Genomic DNA, 17740 nt, shown 5'->3' with positions numbered 1-17740 from the left:
GCTACAGGTGATCGGCGCGGTCTTTGTAGCCGCTGCCGAGGCACGAGGCTGCGATAAGGGCCGTAGGACCTTCAGCGATTTCAAGGCCCAGACGACTGCTGCGCAGCCGATCGCAGGCTGCGCCAGCGGCTACAGGTGATCGACTCGGTCTCTGTAGCCGCTGTCGAGGCACGAGGCTGCGATAAGGGCCGCAGGACCTTCAGCGATTTCAAGGCCCAGGCGACTGCTGCGCAGCCTCATGCCTCGGCTACGGGACGTCAATAATCCTTGCGCTTGCGGAATGCCCAGCGTCCCGCAATCAAGGTAAAAGTCGCCACCAGTACCACGAGAATCCAGAACCCTTCCGGGTCTTGGGAAAGTGGTACGCCACCCACATTCATGCCAAAAAAACCGGCGATGATATTTATTGGCAGCGCCAGCACCGTGACTACGGTCAAGGTGAACAGGGTGCGGTTGCTCTGTTCGTTGAGGTTGGCGGCGATTTCTTCCTGCAACAGCTTGATCCGCTCCCCCAAGGCCGTCAGATCGTTGATGATCAGCGCAAATTCCTCAGTGGATTTACGCAGCTCTTTCACGTCTTCTTTCTGCAACCATTGCGGTGGTCGGTTGAGTAACCGCAGCAATGAGCCCGGCTCCAGGGCCAGCAGCCGTTGCAGGCGTACCAGCACTCGACGCATGGCCCCCAGTTCGGAGCGGTTGGTGGACAAGCGCGAGGAGAGTAACTGGTCTTCGATATGGTCCACGCCGATGCTGGTCTTGCGCACGATCTGTGTCAGCACCTCGCCTTGGTCCCGCAGCAAGTGCACCAACAACTCCAGAGGCGAGCGAAAGCACTCGCCGGCCTTGACCGACGAGCGCAGTTTATCCACCGAGTGCAGCGGTTGCAGGCGAGCACTGATCAACAGCCGGCTGCGGGCGCAGACCCACAAGGTGGAGATGTCTGAAGACACCATGCTGCTGAAATTGAACACCACGTCGTTGACCACTGCCAGCAGGGCTGAGTCGACGTGTTCGATACGGGTGGAGCGCGAGCCTTCATGCAGGGCTTCGAAGAACTCTTCTGGTAGTTCCAGGTTCGCTTGCATCCAGCGCTCGCAGGCGGCGTGGGCCAGGTTCAAATGTAACCAGATAAACTCGTCGGGATCTGTGGGTTGCTGCAAAGCCTTGAGGGCCGCGACTGAATCAATCTGCTCGCCCTTGGCGCCCGGACGAAAACGAAACCCGTAAAGCAAGCCAAACAGATCGGAATCCTGATGGCTGTGGTCGATGCTGTGGTTCATGGCGGCTCGCAGAAGAAAGCGCCTGTAGGACGTTTCACAGGTTTGCTTGAGCGCATCATGGCAAGTGGTTTTGACATTTTTGTGACGGTTTGGGGAGCATGCTCGACGTCGGTTTATCAACGCCCAACAAAAAGCCGTGCCACTCGAAGGTGGCGCGGCTGTTTAGAGGTTAGATCAGGTGTCTTGCTTGTTTTCCAGGACTTCGCCGGTCTTGGCGTCTAGCTTCACGTCCCATTTCTTGCCGGTAGTGTCAGTCAGGTCGACCTCGTAGATCAAGCGCCCGGCTTCGTTATCGAGTTCGGTGTCATTGATGGTGGCGCCCGAGTGCTTGGCCAGGGCGGCGGCATTCAGTTTCTCAAAGGCCATGACGTCGCCAGATTTGAGCAGAGCTGGAATCTGGTCCGGACGGACGTCGGCTTGAGCCAGGCCAGCAGTCAGGGTGAGGGCAGCAGCGGCGAACAGAGCGGTCAGGTTCTTCATGGTGTGGATCCTTCTGGTTGAGCTGTTTAAGTGGCGCCAGATTAACCGGCGCAACTTAATTCATCCTTAATGGCACACTGACTCAGTAGCCATTGTCTTGCAGCAGATCCGACACGTTCGAGGACGGCCAGCGCTTGTAGTACTTCAGCAACTCGCCAGCGCGGTTGGTAAAGATGCCATCGACACCGGCGTCCATGACCTTCTTGAAGTCCACCGGCTCATCGACAGTGTAGACATGCACCAGCAAGCCCTTGTCGTGGGTCATCTGGTTCATCCACGGCTGGACCAGGTCCGAGTAGCTCTGATCGCCCAGGTCAGTCAGCAAGGCCGATGGGCCGGTACCGATGGCCCCCAGGCGCTTGGCCTCGTCGACCCATTTTTCGAACTCGGCATTGTCCTTCGGTTCTTGCTTGGCGTAGTAGGCGGCCTTGGTGGGTTCACCGGACTCGGCTAAGGTTACCTTGGACTTGGGTTCGATGCCGTCTTCACCCACCCACAGCAGGAGGATTTTTGGAGTGTTGGGCATTTCTTCCTGAAGATTTTTCAGGCTTTCCTTCTCGAAGGTTTGCAGCACCACACGGCCCTTGCCCTGGCCGACACCGGTGTTGCTCTTGCCCAGCTTGGAACCGGCGGAGCTCAGCCAGCCCTTGTCCAGCAGCTTGTTTTTCAGGTCGGCTTCGATGCCCGGAAACTGCTTTGGCTCCTTGGTTTCTATGTATAGGCCTGGCTTGTGCTGTGGATTGCCTTCAGCGATCTTGATGATGTCGTCGAGCTTGAGGATTTTCAGCCCGACAAATCCTGGCCGTGCCCGGTCTGGATACGCGGCGTTGAACCAACTGCCGGCGTCCAGGGTTTGCAACTCTGCCCAGGTGAATTCGTTGGCCGGGCTGTCCTTGCGTTCCGGGAATTTGGTGGCCACGTCGGTGGTGCGCTGCAGGTTGTCGTCGTGCAGGGCGAACAGTACGCCGTCCTTGCTGCGTTGCAGGTCCAACTCCAGATAGTCGGCACCCAGGTCGCGGGCGACTTTGTAGGCCGCGGCGGTGGATTCCGGTGCGTCAAAGGACGCACCACGGTGGGCAATCACCGCGGGGTGAGGAATACCCTTGTTGGTTGCCAATTCAGCCGGGCTGATTGGGCTTGCCTGTGCATGGCCAAGGCCGAGCATCAGGGCGAGCAGCAGGGCACTCTTGGTAAACGTGGCAGGCATAGGCGAGATCCTTTCGTGGCGATAGCTTCTAAGGCATCCTTTTTAACAATTGAATGTGAAAGGCGCTATCACCAAACCGACTTTAACGTGTGTATGGGCCATTTTTTTGCGCTTTTGTACCGCGCTTTGCAGTACTCTTGGCCCGAATTGTTCCATTAGAGAGCAATGCATTTTCTGCCACGCGTGTAAACCATCTTTCCAGCCCATGTAGGGCTTTTCAGTGAGGTTTACCATGCGCATCACCTCCGAGCTTATCTGCCAGGCCGCCGACCAACTCAATGGCTTCGTCGGTCTAAACCGCAAAAGTGGCCGGTACATCGTGCGGTTCAGCGAAGATGCCTTCGGCATGGACGTCGCCGATGACGGCATCATTCCCAGCGCCGAATTCATCTGGCAGCCTCTCGACCAGCAGACCATGACGCTGTCACGCGCGCATATCCAGTTGCTGCTGGACCAGAACATCGACGACCGTATCAACATCACTGAACCCTTGCGGGTGTATATGCGCCGGGTGGAGATTCCACAGATCAGTGCGGTGCGTAGTCTGGTGTAGTGGCTACTGGGACTGCTACGTCGCAGTCGCGGGCCGGTTCCAGCATGTGTTCGGCAGCCTGTCTGTCAATATTTGCCAGGTGTGGTGTCCTGTTTCGCTGGAGCAGGATGTAGTCGATCAGCGAATTGGTGGGGGTGGGGTTGGATTGGAGTACATATCCGTTGCTGCGGTAACGGCGGCCTAGGGTTACGCCCTTACGGCGTGTCACTTTGAAAGCCCAAAGTAACCAAAGGCTCTTGCCCCACCACTTGGCACCTCGCTCAGGCTCGGTGTGTCCGAACGCAGGCATTACTCTGTGGGCCGCCGCGACGGGCCATCCATGGCCCAACACGGCTAAACCGGCGTCCTGCCGGTTTGCCCACTGTGTAATACCTGCGTTCGGCCATCGTGGTTTAACGGAGCGCCTAAGATCAAAAGCCAGAGCAGAGCGGTCTTCTGTAGGAGCGAGGGGGACGCCTAGTTCCTACAGGGGGAAATGCATTCACAAAAAATCAGGTCGACTGTCAGGACGCCGTGCTTTGGATATGCCGCAAGTCGAGCGCTGATACACCCAGTCAGTGCAGCCAGGCAAAACATTGCCGGGGGGCGGGAAATATATCAGCGCGGCTCGACAATTTCGTAGCCGGCCAGAAACAGGTCCATGGCCGACTCGATGACACTGGCCTGGGTAGCGGCGTCCAGGGTGGGTTGGCCCAGGGTGATTTGTGGCCAGAAGGCAAACGCCTTCAGCAGGCTTTGCACCTGGTGGGCGGCAAAGCACGGGTCCACGGTTTTGAGTCGGCCATCTTCTTGTGCTGCACGGACCCACAGGGTGAAACCTTCTTCCCGTTCGCTCAGGCGGTTGACGATGTCCTGAGCCCTCTCCGGTGAGTGGATGGTCGCGGCAATCGCTACGCGGGCCAGGTCGAGGAAATTGGAGTCCGACATCATCTTCATCTTTGCTTGCAGCAGTACACGCAACTGGTCGCGCAGGGGACGCCCGGTGCTGTAGCTGACGTCCAACTGCGCCACGCTGCTGGCCCAGAGCTTGTGCAAAATCTCGGCGAACAGCTCTTCCTTGCTGGGAAAGTGGTTGTACACCGTGCGCTTGGACACGCCAGCGGTGGCGGCGATCTTGTCCATGCTGGTGACCTCGAAACCGTTGTCGCGAAACTCGGCGATGGCGGCAGCCACGATGGCTTCGCGTTTACGGTCGGTGAGGCGCAGGGGGGCAGTCATGAGTTGCTTTGAGCTCTTGAGAGAAAATTACACTTGGTAGTTTACTTGTTACAGCTTTTGTTGCAATCTTTAAACTACACTGTGCAGTGTAGTTATTGATCGCTCGCTAGGAGTCACTCGGTAATGGCCACAATCTCGACCCGTCTCGATACTTCTGTTTCGACACTCAAGCCTTCCCAGCAGGAGCAAGGTCACTTCAGCAATCACGCTCCGGTACAGCATGTAGGCTTTGGCAAAACCATGCAGATCTTCTGGAAAATGCTTTTCCACAAGCCCCGCAGTACACGCCCCGTGGGTGAGATACCGGTGCAGTCCCTGACCCGCGAGCAGTTATTCGCAGCGCCCGACCACAGCGTATTTCGCCTGGGTCATTCCACGGTCCTGCTGAAAATGCGCGGTAAATTCTGGCTGACCGATCCGGTGTTCGCCGAGCGCGCATCGCCCTTCAGTTGGGCCGGCCCCAAACGCTTTCACCAGCCGCCGATCAGCCTCGAAGAACTGCCACCGATAGAAGCGGTGATTCTTTCCCACAACCATTACGACCATCTGGACCGCAAGGCCGTGGTGCAACTGGCCGATAAGACCCGCCATTTCCTGGCGCCATTGGGCGTGGGTGACACCCTGATCAAATGGGGCGTGGACGCCAGCAAGGTGCGGCAGTTGGACTGGTGGGAGGGCACTGAGCTGGACGGTATCCGTTTTGTCGCCACCCCGGCCCAGCATTTTTCCGGCCGCGGCCTGTTTGACAGTAACCAGACGCTGTGGGCGTCGTGGGTGATGATTGATGGCGCACGGCGGATATTTTTCAGTGGTGACACTGGCTACTTCGACGGCTTCAAACGTATCGGCGAGCAGTTCGGGCCATTTGACCTGACCTTGATGGAAACAGGTGCTTACAACGTCGACTGGCCTCACGTTCACATGCAGCCCGAGCAAACCGTGCAGGCTCATATCGACCTTAAGGGGCGTTGGTTGCTGCCGATTCACAACGGTACCTTTGACCTGGCGTTTCATGCCTGGCACGAACCCTTTGACCGCATCATGGCCCTGGCTTGGGAGCGCAACGTGTTGATCGCCACGCCGCCCATGGGACGGGCATTCATGCTCAACCAGCCTGCACGTGGGCAAGCCTGGTGGTTGGAGGTAGAGCCTGTCGGCAATGAGGAGCGTGTCAGCGAATAACGGAGTGACGGTTGCGATGATAGCGTCTAGGAAAAAGGAGTTTTCAAGGTGTTTCCGCCCTGCGACAAGCGTGAGAAAAGGGTGCAATCATTCCTTGAAAAGGCCTATTTCGAGGAGCAACCGTGTATGGATGATAAATGTGGCAAGGTAGTACTACCGAGGACGGGATGTACGTTCAGGCCTCCGGAGGGGCATAGCGTTACGCTGCCTTGCGCGCCGCCAATAACAGGTAGAGATGACAAGGCGGAGCAGGCGCGGCTGGTATTTGGGATCCGCAGCAGCCGTTGTGCCATTGTCGACTCAAGCGTCCCTCAGGGTGGCCTTGAGTTCGGCGCTACGAGCGATCATGCGCACCCTTCATCTTTGGTTACTCCACTCCCTAGATTTGATGTCCCTGGACCCATGATGCGCACGGTCCGTGACCCTTCTCTGTCACTCAGCTCTTTGAGCGGCGTCGATCCCGAGGGACCGGTGATGGTGGAAATCCCGCCAGTGGTCAATCCTGGCGGCGTGAGCCGTTGCGCGCTGTTGGCGGGCAGTCGTATTGGTTTTGCCTGTGAATACGTCTCTGGCAATGACCGACAAACCGCCGAGCACACTGCGCATTTCACCTGGGTATTGAAGATGCTGGGCAGCGTTGGAGTGCAGTTGGTGCCAGTGTCGGCCCAATTGGGGGAGGACACGCGTTATTTCACCCTGGATTCGAACAATGAGATCGATGATCGGGTAACACAGAGCCGGTTGGATGCGCTGGTGTCTGATGAACAAAGCGCTGCGTTTCATCAAGCCGCCACCCTGGGGAATCCAGGCATTTGCGTGTCTACTGGTAAAGACGCCAATGGAGCTGCAACTTTCGTCTGGTTCTATGGCGCCGGTTGGGTAGGTGATCGTTTGGCTGTGTTGGTGCAGGCCTTTGAGCAAGTGTTGGAAAACGGCTCTGCTCGGGCGGCACCTGGTTTGCCCACACCCGCTATTGACTGATCCCACTGGGCAGCAGGATTTGATCCAGGGCTTAGGAGCAATCTCCTTTTTAGACTGACGCTGGGCTATCAACCGGTAGCCTCTGCATTCAGGCTGGCAAGGAGTCATTTATGATCGTATCAAGTTGGGGAACAGGCTTTTTCGAGGCGCTGGTGAATTCACCGCAGGGTTACAGGAGTGCTCACGAAATGGCGGCTGACATGGCCAAACCAAAGGGGGTTAGCTCTGATTCTCTGGTAAGGGATTCGTTGAAGCAAATCGCCAACATCGACAAGGGGTTGCTGGGAGGCAATGCGTTTCTGGAAGTCAACCGTGATGCGCGCAGCAATGCCAGGACACTTGATCAGGAACGTGCCAGTGGCATTGTGCGTGGACCTTTGCACGGCGTTCCCATAGCGCTCAAGGATGTTTTTGAAACGGCTGACAACATGCAGACCAGTGCCGGGGCCAGGGCATTGGTGGGTAAACCGGCCACAAGGAATGCCAAGGTAGTAGACAGCTTGCTCAAGGCCGGAGTGGTCATCGTTGGGAAAACCAATATGACGGAGTTGTCCAACTTTCGCTCTGAAACCCCCATTGATGGTTGGAGCTCCAGAGGTGGCCAGACCCTCAACCCCCATCGATTGGGCGGGCAGGTGGCGGGTTCGAGTACGGGGTCGGCAGTGGCGGTCGCCCAAGGGCTTGTCCCTTTGGCATTGGGGGTCGAAACCAACGGTTCGATCATTGCACCGGCGGCCTACAGCGGGGTCTTTGGCTTCAAGCCTACTGAAGGATTAGTGAGCGCTGAAGGGGTCATTACCTGCTCTCGGCAGGATACGGTGGGTACCTTCACCCGAAATGTGCGTGATGCGGCGCAAGCACTCAACGCAATGACCGAAACAGACGGCTATACACTCGGGCTCAAGCCTGATGCCTTGCTGGGCAAACGTATTGGCTACACGCCCGTGCCTGACTTGACGGCGGCTGATGCCAGCGACCCTGCTAAAAGAGCAGACAAAAAACACTTTGACGAAGCACTACGGTTGCTGGAGTCCAAAGGTGCGATCTTGGTGCCAGTGGGGCAACTGGGCAGTGACGTGTCGGACGCTGTCTATGACAGCTATGGGCTTGCGCTGTTTGCAGATGTGAAACAAAAACTGGAAGCCTACTTGTCTGGCAGGGAAGGCCTACCGATTAAATCGCTGTCTGAGTTGATTGATTTTAACGAGCGCAATAAAAGGTCGGGTGAACCGGATCAAGACTTTCTCAAAATGATCAATGGCCTGGATATCAGTGATAAAGAGCGAAGTGAACTGTGGGCTGCCATCGGCCCAATTTTCAAAAGTACCCTCGATAAGCCACTGCACGAGCATAAGCTTGATGCGATGGTGTCGAATTTCCTCTCGAACAGTTACTACTTTGCGGCTGCGGCGGGTTATCCCGGAATGTCGGTACCCTCCGGCATGGATGATGAAGGCATGCCCACGGCGATTCACTTTTATGGGGCCGGGTTGAGCGAGGCCACCTTGCTGTCAGTCGCCTACGGTTACGAGCAAGCATCCCAGGCAATCCGGGAGCCTGCGTTTGCTCAAGGAACACCATTAGCGTCCACGCCGGCTACGGATGAGCTGTCAACGCAGGTCTGAGCCTGGCCAGCGTCTGCTGGTAGCAATCAGCAGGCGCAGCCTTCGCCCGTGCAATCCAGTTCAAACCATGGCATGGACGTTGGCCATTACACACCGTTCGGTTGCGGTGTTTTCGGGTCAATGGATACTGCTGTTGAATCCAGAAACCTGGAGATGATTCCTTTGGCGGCCGGCGCTGTCGAAACGGCAACGCCGCCCCGTACGCTCATTCCCCACCCTGGCGCAAAACCCGGGAAAAACACCAGGCCTTCGGCTTCCAGGCGAAACGCCAGGGTCAGGCGAGTTTCGTCATTCACCTCGTGCTGACCTTCAAAACGTTGAATGGTGACGGCATCCACCCCGGACTCCCGGGCGAAGTCTTCCCGGCTCCAGCCCAGCATTGCGCGCGCCTGGACGCTGTGCCGCGGGGTGAATTGATGGAGGACGATTTGCTGTTCTACGGGGCTGCTCAATGCCAGAGAGGACATGGTTTTCTCCAGGGGTCGACGGGGAAGACAAATTATACTGTGTTTTTGTACAGTTGTTTTGACCGCTCATCAACTGGTTTTTTCAATCGCGCTGGCATCTTCTATTTTGTCCTCTCCAGGTAGGTGCTCGGTGGTTGGCCGGGCACCCGGTGAAACATGAGAGCGTCCCCTAGGATTCCAGCCCCGGTGCTTCTCGAATAATCAGGTGATCCAGGTTCTCGATATCTGCGCTGAATACCCCGAACGTCTGCTCGGGTTTTTTTTTGCTCGGTACTTGCTTCAACTCCGGTGTCACGCCGTAGAAGAAGCAATACAACGGCCGTTCGTTGCCCATCGCAGCCTTGACCTGCTCCAGGAACGCCTTGCGCTTGCGATAGTTCTCGATCAACTTCTTATTCAGGTAAACGTTGACGGAGTAGGGCTTTTTGTCGAGCCAGACTTTCTTTTCGAAGTCGATGCGCAAGCTACTTGTGTAGTCCTTGATCTCCTTGATCCGGCCCCAATAGATCAGGCCCTTGTTGTCTTGCAGGTATTCGATCTTCTTGAAAAACGCCCAATAGGTCGCGGTATGTTCGCCGATTTTCAACGGCATGCCCTTGAGCTTGTCCTTGTTGTCGATATTGGACACGTAGCACTCCACCGGATGGGCAAAGACACTGGTCTTGTCCGGGGTGGTATCGCTGCAGTTGTGGGATGTGCTGGTGTGGCTTGAAGGTGTTTTCTGCGAGGTTTGTGGGGTAACGCCTTCGGGTCCGGATACTGGCGTTTTGTGTTGGTACTGACGTCGGGTCAGGACAAACTCCGATGGAAAACTCTCCTCGCGCTCGTCCTCGCTTTCAGCGGTCCCGGCCTTGTGACTGGCGTAGCGGCAGCCGTCGATATGGCGGGTGCCGGGGGTGTTCTTGAAGTGGGGCGTGCGTAGGTAGTTGACGTTTTTCGCGTTGAAGGTGGTCAACCCATTACTGGGCGCAAACGCCGCCCGGCATTCATCGTTGGGGCAGAGGAAACGCTCCTTGTCGGAGTCGAAGGCGGTGGTTTCGTCGAAATTCAGCTCCCGCACGTCGTAGATCGACAGTTTCTCCTCGAGACTCAGGCTGTAGGCCGTGTCGAATTTCATAGGGCTGGGGTCCGTGAGAGGTGTCGCTATTGTAGCTGCTGCCGAGCACGCGAGGCAGCGGCGACAAAGCACAACGTTCCGCCGACCGCCGTTAGCCCGCCCAGCACATAAAACATGCTTGCCGGTGTGGCATTGATCAGCAGGTACCCGCAAATCACCGGACTCAATGCTCCACCAAACGCCGCCAGGTTCTGCGCGCCGTAGTAACTGCCCCGCAGGGCGTCGGGGGCGATGGTGTCGATAAACAGGAATTCGGAGGGGTAGATGATCATCTCACCCAAGGTGAATATAAACATCGCGATACACCACGACACCAGGCCGTCGGCCATACTGAAGCCGATCAGCCCGGCAATAAACAGCAAAGTGCCCAGCACGATCCAATACCGCAGTTGCTCACGCTTGAGAAAACGGCCGATTTGGTACTGCATCAAAATCACCGTGATGGCATTGCACGCCAACGCCGCGGAGAGGATGTTCAGCGCCTCATCCGGTTTGTAGGCCACCAGCAAAAACTGTGACAGATACAGGGTGTAGCGCCCATGCACAATAGTGCTCAACAGGCTGCCGCTGGTAAACAGAATCAGTGTTCGATCGCTGCGCAGCGTCGTCAGGGTGCTGAAGAAACCCAAGGGCTTGTTGCTGTCGTCGCGCCGGGTTGGCGCAATGCCGATCATCAGGAACAGGCTGCCAAAAGCAATCGCGCTGGCGATCAGGAAGGGCGCCAGGGGCCACTTGCCGGCAATCACCACACCCACCATGGGACCGGTGGCATAGCCGACATTGGTCAGGGTGTAACGCAGGGAAAATACCTTGGCCCGTTGGCCCACCGGCAAGTTCTCGCTGATGATCGCCTTGGAGCCAATCAAGAACAATGCCGAGGCGGCTTCGGTGATTACCAGGGTCAGGGTGGTCAGGTACAAGTTGCTGGCAAAGGTCAGCAGTAGAAAACCGATGGAGCTGGAGAGCATCGCCAGGATCAGCAGCTTGCGCTTTTCCAGGCGATCAATGATGTAGCCCCCGTACAACCCCAGCAAGGTGGCGATAAACACCGCGATGCCCATCAGCAAGCCGATGTCCTGCTGGTTGAGACCCAGCCGCGTGCTCAGTAGCAGGGTGAGCAGTGGGCTGGTCATTGCCCGGCTGACGACGATGGTCACCGAGCAAATCATCAGGCGGCGGATTACCAGGGAGTAGGTGGCCACGGCGCAGCGGGTATCCTTGTCACTTTTGTGGTCGCTCCCACGCTCTGCGTGGGCACGACCATTGGGTGTTATTGACCTGCGTTAATGGTGATTTTTTCCATCGCACCTTGCTCCAGATCCCATTTCTTCAGGATCTTGCCGTAGGTCCCGTCATCGACCATGCCCTGCAACGCTTCACTGATGGCCGTGACCAATTCGGTATTACTCTTTTCAATCCCCAGCCCTGTAAATTGCTTGGAAATAGCCAGGCCCACCGGCTTGTACTTACCCTTGTCCAACGACATCAGGTAAGGAATCGTTTCGCTACCTTGCATTGCCGCATCCAGGCGGTTCTGCTGCAACTGGGCACGGGCATCTGCCGAGCCTTCGGTACCGATCACCACGATCGCCGGCTTACCGGCGGCTTCGCAATTTGCCTTGCTCCAGGCGGTAATTTCCGACGGCCAGGTGGTACGACGGCTGGTGCCGACTTTTTTACCGCACAGGTCAGTCAATTCCTTGAGGTCTTCACGCTTGGCCAGGGTGTACAACTGCGGGCCGCTGGTGAAGTAGTCGACAAAGGTCACGGCCTTCTGGCGCGCGGCTGTGTCGGTCATGCCCGATAGCACGATGTCGACGCGCTTGGTGGTCAAGCCGCTGAGCATCTGTTCGAAGCCGGTTTCCTGCCATTTGATCTTCACGCCCAGGCGCTCGGCCAGGGCGTTGCCCAGGTCGAAGTCGAAGCCGGTGAGCTTGTTGGTGGCGGGGTCCTTGAAATCCATCGGCGGGTAGTTCGGCACGATGGCTGCGCTGATCTCACCCTTGTCCTTGATGGCCGCCGGCAATGCCGCGAAAACACACGTGGAGGCCATCAGGCCTGCGAGCAAGGTGGGTATAAACAAATTTTTCATGGGAGCGTTCTCGTTTGTTTTTTAGTTAAGTGCGAACGGCAGAAATAAAGCTTTGGGTACGCGGGTTTTGTGGGCTTATTAGAATTTCTTCGGGGCTGCCGGCTTCCACAATCTGGCCGGCGTCCATAAACACCATGCGGTTGGACACTTCGCGAGCGAAGCCCAATTCATGGGTGACGACAATCATGGTCATGCCAGTGGTGGCCAGATCGCGCATCACTGACAGCACTTCTCCCACCAGCTCGGGGTCGAGAGCTGACGTGGGTTCATCAAACAACATCAATTTGGGGCGCATCGCCAAGGCACGGGCAATCGCCACGCGCTGCTGTTGCCCGCCAGACAACTCCACCGGGTAGGCATTGCGCTTGTCCGCCAACCCCACGCGGGCCAGCAACTCCAATGCATCCTCGGTGGCCTCCTTGGGTGAACGTTTGAGCACCTGGCACGGGCCTTCGATGATGTTTTGCAACACCGTCATATGCGGGAACAGATTGAAGCGCTGAAACACCATGCCGGTGGCCAGGCGCTGACGGGCGATCTGCGATTCGTTGAGCTCATGCAGTTTGTTGCCGACCGCCCGGTAACCCACCAGTTCGCCGTCGACCCACAGGCCGCCCTTGTCGATTTTTTCCAACTGGTTGACGCAACGCAGCAGGGTACTTTTGCCCGAGCCGGACGGGCCGATGATGCACAGCACTTCGCCTTGTTCGACTTCCAGGTTGATGTCCTGTAGCGCGTGATACTGGTCGTAATACTTATTCAGGTTGACGGCCTTGACGATGTTTCTCATGGGGCAAATCTCCTCGACCAAGGCTTACGAGCGCTTGCCGGCGCCGCGGGCAAAACGACGCTCAAGGCGGCTTTGACCCAGTGAAAGAACAGTCACCACCGCCAGGTACCAGATGCCGGCGACAATCAGCAGCTCCATGACCCGGGCGTTGGCGTAGTAAATGTTTTGCGCGTTGTGCAACAGCTCCGAGTACTGGATCACACTGGCCAGGCTGGTCATTTTCACCATGCTGATGAATTCGTTGCCTACTGGTGGAATGATCACCCGCATCGCCTGGGGCAGAATCACCCTACGCAGTGCCTGCAAGCTCGGCATGCCGATGGACTTGGCCGCTTCATACTGGCCCGTGTCTACCGACAACAAGCCGGCGCGTACCACCTCGGCGGTGTAGGCACCCTGGTTGATACTCAAGCCGAGGAGAGCGGCCACGAATGGCGTCATCAGGTCCACGGTGTCGATGCTGAACAATCCCGGAATTGCGATCACCGGGAAAATCAGCGCCAGGTTGAACCACAACAGCAGTTGCAGAATCAGCGGAGTACCGCGAAACAGCCAGGTGTAGGTGATGGCCACGCACCGCAGGATCGGGTTGGCCGACATGCGCATGATCGCCGTGATTACCCCGATCACCACCCCCAACGCCATGGCCAGGATCGACATGATGATGGTGTTCACCAGGCCCCAGATGATCGCCTCGGACGTGAGGAACTGACCAATGTAGGACCATTCGATTTGGCCATTGGCAAAAGCACGCAACAACGCCACCAGCGCGACCACGATCAGCGTGGCAAAGACCATCCGGCCGTAATAACGACGGGGCACGTGCTCGTATTGGGTGATGTCGAACTGGTTCTCGGACTGCTGGCGTTCGGTTTGCAAACGCTCTGCCGGGGTTTGGTTCATGGTGCTTCTCCAAAACTAATAAATCTCTAGCGGATGTACTTGATCGTTCCTACGCTCTGCGTGGGAATGCATCCCGTGACGCTCCGCGTCACCATTGCGCAGGACTTAAGCGGTGCGCGAATGTCGGGACGCAGAGCGTCCCAGGCGGCGTTCCCACGCAGAGCGTGGGAACGATCCTTAAATCCGAAATCCGGTGTAACTCTCCGTCCACTGCTGTTGAGCGGCCAGTGCCACCTTCAAGCGCGCAATCTGCTCCCGTACCCGCTCCGGCGCGGTCCCACCCCAGCCACTGCGTGCCGCGATCGCCGCCTCCAGGGTCAGGCACTCCCGTACCTCAGGCGTCAGCCGCACATCCACTTCCGCCAACAACGCCGGCGGGGCTTCCCACAATTCAATCTCATGCTTCTCACAGGCCTGTACCAGCGCGCCGGTAATCTCATGTGCTTCCTTGAACGGCACGCCACGGGTTGCCAACCAATCCGCCACCTCCGTCGCCAAGGTGAAGCCCATCGGTGCCTGGCGCCGCAACTCTTCCACCTGCACCTTCATGGTCGCGACCATCCCGGCCATCGCCGGCAGTACCAGCAGCAAGGTGTCGACGCTGTCCAGCACGCTGTGTTTGTCTTCACTCAAATCGCGGTTGTAGGAAAGCGGTAATGACTTGAGCGTGGACATCAACCCGGTCAGGTTGCCAATCAAACGCCCAGCTTTACCTCGCGCCAACTCGGCAATGTCCGGGTTCTTCTTCTGCGGCATGATCGAGCTGCCGGTGGCGTAGGCATCGTCCAATTGCACCCAACGAAACTGCCGCGACGACCACAGGCAAAACTCTTCCGATAGCCGCGAAATATTCACCCCGAGCATGCCGGCGACAAACAGGAATTCCGCCACATGGTCACGACTGGCCACAGCGTCGATGGAGTTTTCGCACGGCCCGGTGTAACCCATCTCCTTGGCTGAATACTCCGGTTGACGAGCAATCGCCGAACCCGCCATCGCCGCCGCGCCCAGCGGCGATAACGCTGTGCGGGCGTCCCAGTCCACCAGCCGTTGCACATCCCGCAACATTGATTGCGCATGGGCCAGCAAGTGATGGGCGAAGACGATCGGTTGCGCCTGCTGCAAGTGAGTGAAACCGGGGCAGATGCTCTCCACATGTTGCTCGGCCTGATCTACCAGTGCCTGCTGCAAGCCCAACACCTCGGTGGTGATGGTGCGTGCGTGGTCCCGCAAAAACAGGCGCAGATCGTTGGCGGTCTGGTCATTGCGCGAACGTCCGGCGCGCAACTTGCCGCCCAGGGTGCCCAGGCGTTCGGTCAACACCCGTTCGATGAAGGTGTGCACGTCCTCGTCATCCTGGGTTGGGTGCAGGCGGCCAGCGGCGAAGTCATCGCCGATCCGATCCAGGGCTTCCAAGGTGCGCAGGGTTTCCGACTCGTCCAGCAACCCGGCGCGCTGCAACTCACGGGCATGGGCCCGAGAGCCGGCCAGGTCGTAGGGCGTCAGGCGAAAATAGCGCTCAGGGCAACGGGATAACGCGGCCAAGGCTGCAGACGGGCCGGTCTTGAAACGAGCGCCCCAAAGGCGGTCGGTGGGCTGAGACATGGGTGTTCCTCACGCTTGTTTTTAGAAGAGTCGGAGGCAGTAAAAAAACAACAGGTCCTGATCGAAGTGTCAGGTTTTAATGGGTGTTAAATCAGCGTCGAAGGCGCTGTATTCAAGGTTGCCAAGGGCGGTTATCTATGTTCATTATTGCCGCCTGGCCGTATTCACGAAGTAGGGCAAAGCCTGTTGAATAGGGCACTTGAGGTCAACACGTATTATGGAAACCCCACTTTCCACTTCTGGAAACATACCGCCAAAACCCGGCACTAGGCCGCCGCTGCAACTCAGTGGCCTGGATTTCAAATTGCTTCGGGTGTTCATGGCAGTGGTCGAAGCAGGAGGCTTCAGTGCCGCGCAAAACGAGCTGAACGTGGGCCTGGCCGCCATCAGCAAACAGATCTCCGACCTGGAGATCCGCATTGGCATGCGCCTGTGTACACGAGGTCGGGAAGGGTTTGGCCTGACCGAAGAAGGCAAGTTGGTGTATCAAGCGTCCATCGAGTTATTTGCCTCGGTAGACAGTTTTAGAGACAAGCTTAGTTCGGCGCAGAACGAACTGGTCGGTGACCTTAGTGTGGGCGTTATTGATAACACCGTCTCCGATGCTCATTCACCGCTGATTGCTGCGCTGGCGAAGTTACATAGCGGATCGCCAAAAATACGACTGCGCCTGCATGCCTCGCAACTGGACGAAGTCGAGCGCGGCGTGGTGGAAGGGCGCCTGATCGTCGGCATCGTCCCGGTGTACCAGCGGCGCGAAGAGTTCGACTACTTTGCGCTATACGAAGAGCAGTCCCACGCCTACTGCGCCGTTGGCCATCCATTGTTTGAGGCCCGAGACATCAACGTCGATGTTCTGCGCCAGCATGAAGTGGTCAACCACCGTTACGCGATCCACAGCGACAAGACCAACTTCGTCAACTATGACAGCCAATCCGCCTCGGCCTCCCAAGTGGAAGCCGTTGCCATCCTGATCCTCACCGGCCGCTTCCTGGGCTTTTTGCCGGAACACTATGCCGCGCCGTTGGTAAGGGAAGGGCGCTTGCGCACGTTATGCCCGGAACACGTTCACCTGAGCACGCCATTCAACCTGATCCTGCGCCATAACGCCCCGCGCAGCCCATTGGTAAAAGCGTTCGCCACCGCCCTGGGCGTAGACCTCAAAGCCGCCATCTGATGGGACGCACCGCGTCCCAGATAACAGTCGTTCAGACGGTTCAGCGTTGTTTGCTTCGCTTCTTCTTCGTATGAAAATGCCGAAAATGTGCATCTTGCGCTGCCGCCAACAACTCCCGATCCCCGCGCGTATCACCCCAGGCCCTGAGCCGATATTCCCCCAGGTCCCCATATACGGTCTCAAGGCGCAGCACCTTGTTCTCGCAGCGGCAGTTATTCCCCGTGAGCTTTCCAGTCAGCACCCCGTCGATCACCTCAAGCTCGGTCCCAATCAACTTGATCCCAAGCCGATCGGCAAACGGCTGCAATACCAACGCAGGCGACGCCGAACACAAGGTCACCACCGCCCCGGACTTCATCTCATCCGCCACCGACTGCAAACCGGAGGGGCGCATCAACTTCGTCCAATACCGCTGGCAATACTCCTGCGCCTGCTGCTGAACCCAAGCCTTCTCCACTCCCGTCATAAAGGTGCGAATTAACTGCGCCTTCAACTCATCCCGGCTGATCTGCCGCACCAAAAAACGCAGCCCAGGCACTGCCAGTTTCATCATCCGCAGGCAGAACTCGCCCTTGCCAAAGGCAAACTTGAGAAATGGCACAAAACTGTCGTGGTGGGTCAGGGTGCCGTCGAAGTCAAAGACGGAAAGTACTTTGGCATCCAGGGGGCCGGCTTCGAGCATGTCTGGGTTCACGGGTGGGCCTCGATTGTGTGAAGCGGGTTCTTATAGCGTTCAGACTGGTTCCCATGCGCAGGACTCAGGCAAGAAACGGTTATTCATTTTATTTTTTGCTACTAATTAAGCGGAGTTTACCCGCTCGACCATCGGAAAAAAGGTCGGTGGATGGTTAGAGCGGTGATAAAGCGGATTGAGAAAGTGAGGCAGGGAGTCGTGCGAGCATCAGTTATGCTCGGTACTGTCGGCCTCAGAGTGCTAGATTTCGTATTTGTGTAAGTATTTTTATGCATAAAAAAGCCCTGGTGTCAGCAGGGCTTTTTAGCTGGAGGGGTCAACTAAAAGCTTACGTCAGAGAGTTAATCCCAGCTCAACGCCCCACCGGTT

Annotated in this window: 17 protein-coding genes; 5 read left to right on the top strand and 12 right to left on the bottom strand. The window is 57.3% G+C overall.

The annotated features are described in order from the left end of the window. Positions 1-257: 257 nt before the first annotated feature. The 3 genes from GIR22_RS25290 to GIR22_RS25280 all read right to left on the bottom strand — a co-directional run bounded on the left by GIR22_RS25290 (position 258) and on the right by GIR22_RS25280 (position 2967). Positions 258-1280 carry a transporter gene (locus GIR22_RS25290; RefSeq protein WP_154746004.1) on the bottom strand — a complete coding sequence of 341 codons (1023 nt, stop codon included), beginning with the start codon at positions 1278-1280 and terminating at the stop codon, positions 258-260. A gap of 174 nt (positions 1281-1454) precedes the next feature. Continuing rightward, on the bottom strand, positions 1455-1760 hold the full coding sequence (locus GIR22_RS25285) for a PepSY domain-containing protein (RefSeq protein ID WP_154746003.1): 306 nt from the start codon (positions 1758-1760) through the stop codon (positions 1455-1457). Positions 1761-1842: 82 nt separating this feature from the next. Continuing rightward, on the bottom strand, positions 1843-2967 hold the full coding sequence (locus GIR22_RS25280) for a glycerophosphodiester phosphodiesterase (protein WP_154746002.1): 1125 nt from the start codon (positions 2965-2967) through the stop codon (positions 1843-1845). Between the two features lie 232 nt (positions 2968-3199). On the opposite strand from GIR22_RS25280, the gene GIR22_RS25275 reads away from it, so the two are divergent. After that, positions 3200-3520, top strand: a complete 321-nt coding sequence (locus tag GIR22_RS25275) for a DUF2025 family protein (protein WP_154746001.1) — start codon at positions 3200-3202, stop codon at positions 3518-3520. A 597-nt stretch (positions 3521-4117) separates the two neighbouring features. Here the strand turns inward: GIR22_RS25275 and GIR22_RS25270 are convergent. Then, entirely contained in the window at positions 4118-4738 is a 621-nt protein-coding gene (locus tag GIR22_RS25270) for a TetR/AcrR family transcriptional regulator (protein ID WP_154746000.1), read from the bottom strand. 123 nt (positions 4739-4861) lie between these two features. Between GIR22_RS25270 and GIR22_RS25265 the strand changes: the two genes are divergently transcribed. The 3 genes from GIR22_RS25265 to GIR22_RS25255 all read left to right on the top strand — a co-directional run bounded on the left by GIR22_RS25265 (position 4862) and on the right by GIR22_RS25255 (position 8526). Next, positions 4862-5920, top strand: coding sequence for an MBL fold metallo-hydrolase (locus GIR22_RS25265; protein ID WP_154745999.1), 1059 nt, complete (start codon positions 4862-4864; stop codon positions 5918-5920). A 405-nt stretch (positions 5921-6325) separates the two neighbouring features. Then, positions 6326-6901, top strand: a complete 576-nt coding sequence (locus GIR22_RS25260; protein ID WP_154745998.1) for a hypothetical protein — start codon at positions 6326-6328, stop codon at positions 6899-6901. Positions 6902-7089: 188 nt separating this feature from the next. Continuing rightward, the gene (locus GIR22_RS25255) at positions 7090-8526 is read left to right on the top strand and encodes an amidase family protein (RefSeq protein ID WP_154746007.1); all 1437 of its coding nucleotides are present in this window, start codon (positions 7090-7092) and stop codon (positions 8524-8526) included. Positions 8527-8612: 86 nt separating this feature from the next. Here GIR22_RS25255 and GIR22_RS25250 read toward each other — a convergent pair whose 3' ends face one another. From GIR22_RS25250 to argH, 7 genes are all read right to left on the bottom strand, one after another. Further along, positions 8613-8993 (bottom strand): helix-turn-helix domain-containing protein, encoded by a 381-nt coding sequence (locus GIR22_RS25250; protein WP_154745997.1) that lies wholly within the window; start codon positions 8991-8993, stop codon positions 8613-8615. A 169-nt stretch (positions 8994-9162) separates the two neighbouring features. Beyond that, the gene (locus GIR22_RS25245) at positions 9163-10110 is read right to left on the bottom strand and encodes a hypothetical protein (protein WP_154745996.1); all 948 of its coding nucleotides are present in this window, start codon (positions 10108-10110) and stop codon (positions 9163-9165) included. A 26-nt stretch (positions 10111-10136) separates the two neighbouring features. Continuing rightward, positions 10137-11312 (bottom strand): MFS transporter, encoded by a 1176-nt coding sequence (locus tag GIR22_RS25240; protein WP_178122463.1) that lies wholly within the window; start codon positions 11310-11312, stop codon positions 10137-10139. A gap of 68 nt (positions 11313-11380) precedes the next feature. Next, positions 11381-12202 carry an ABC transporter substrate-binding protein gene (locus GIR22_RS25235; RefSeq protein WP_154745995.1) on the bottom strand — a complete coding sequence of 274 codons (822 nt, stop codon included), beginning with the start codon at positions 12200-12202 and terminating at the stop codon, positions 11381-11383. A gap of 25 nt (positions 12203-12227) precedes the next feature. Then, positions 12228-12992 carry an amino acid ABC transporter ATP-binding protein gene (locus GIR22_RS25230; RefSeq protein ID WP_154745994.1) on the bottom strand — a complete coding sequence of 255 codons (765 nt, stop codon included), beginning with the start codon at positions 12990-12992 and terminating at the stop codon, positions 12228-12230. A gap of 24 nt (positions 12993-13016) precedes the next feature. After that, positions 13017-13895 (bottom strand): amino acid ABC transporter permease, encoded by an 879-nt coding sequence (locus tag GIR22_RS25225; RefSeq protein ID WP_154745993.1) that lies wholly within the window; start codon positions 13893-13895, stop codon positions 13017-13019. A gap of 177 nt (positions 13896-14072) precedes the next feature. Next, positions 14073-15500: an argininosuccinate lyase gene (argH, locus tag GIR22_RS25220; protein ID WP_154745992.1), complete on the bottom strand. Its 1428-nt coding sequence runs from the start codon at positions 15498-15500 to the stop codon at positions 14073-14075. 217 nt (positions 15501-15717) lie between these two features. On the opposite strand from argH, the gene GIR22_RS25215 reads away from it, so the two are divergent. Next, on the top strand, positions 15718-16677 hold the full coding sequence (locus GIR22_RS25215) for a LysR family transcriptional regulator (protein ID WP_154745991.1): 960 nt from the start codon (positions 15718-15720) through the stop codon (positions 16675-16677). A 40-nt stretch (positions 16678-16717) separates the two neighbouring features. On the opposite strand, the gene GIR22_RS25210 is transcribed toward GIR22_RS25215, so the two are convergent. Then, positions 16718-17359, bottom strand: a complete 642-nt coding sequence (locus GIR22_RS25210; RefSeq protein ID WP_154746005.1) for an HAD-IB family hydrolase — start codon at positions 17357-17359, stop codon at positions 16718-16720. Between the last annotated feature and the right edge of the window lie 381 nt (positions 17360-17740).

It is taken from the genome of Pseudomonas karstica (genome assembly GCF_009707515.1).
Classification (GTDB): Bacteria; Pseudomonadota; Gammaproteobacteria; order Pseudomonadales; family Pseudomonadaceae; genus Aquipseudomonas; species Aquipseudomonas karstica.
This window is presented reverse-complemented; position numbering and strand designations above follow the sequence as displayed.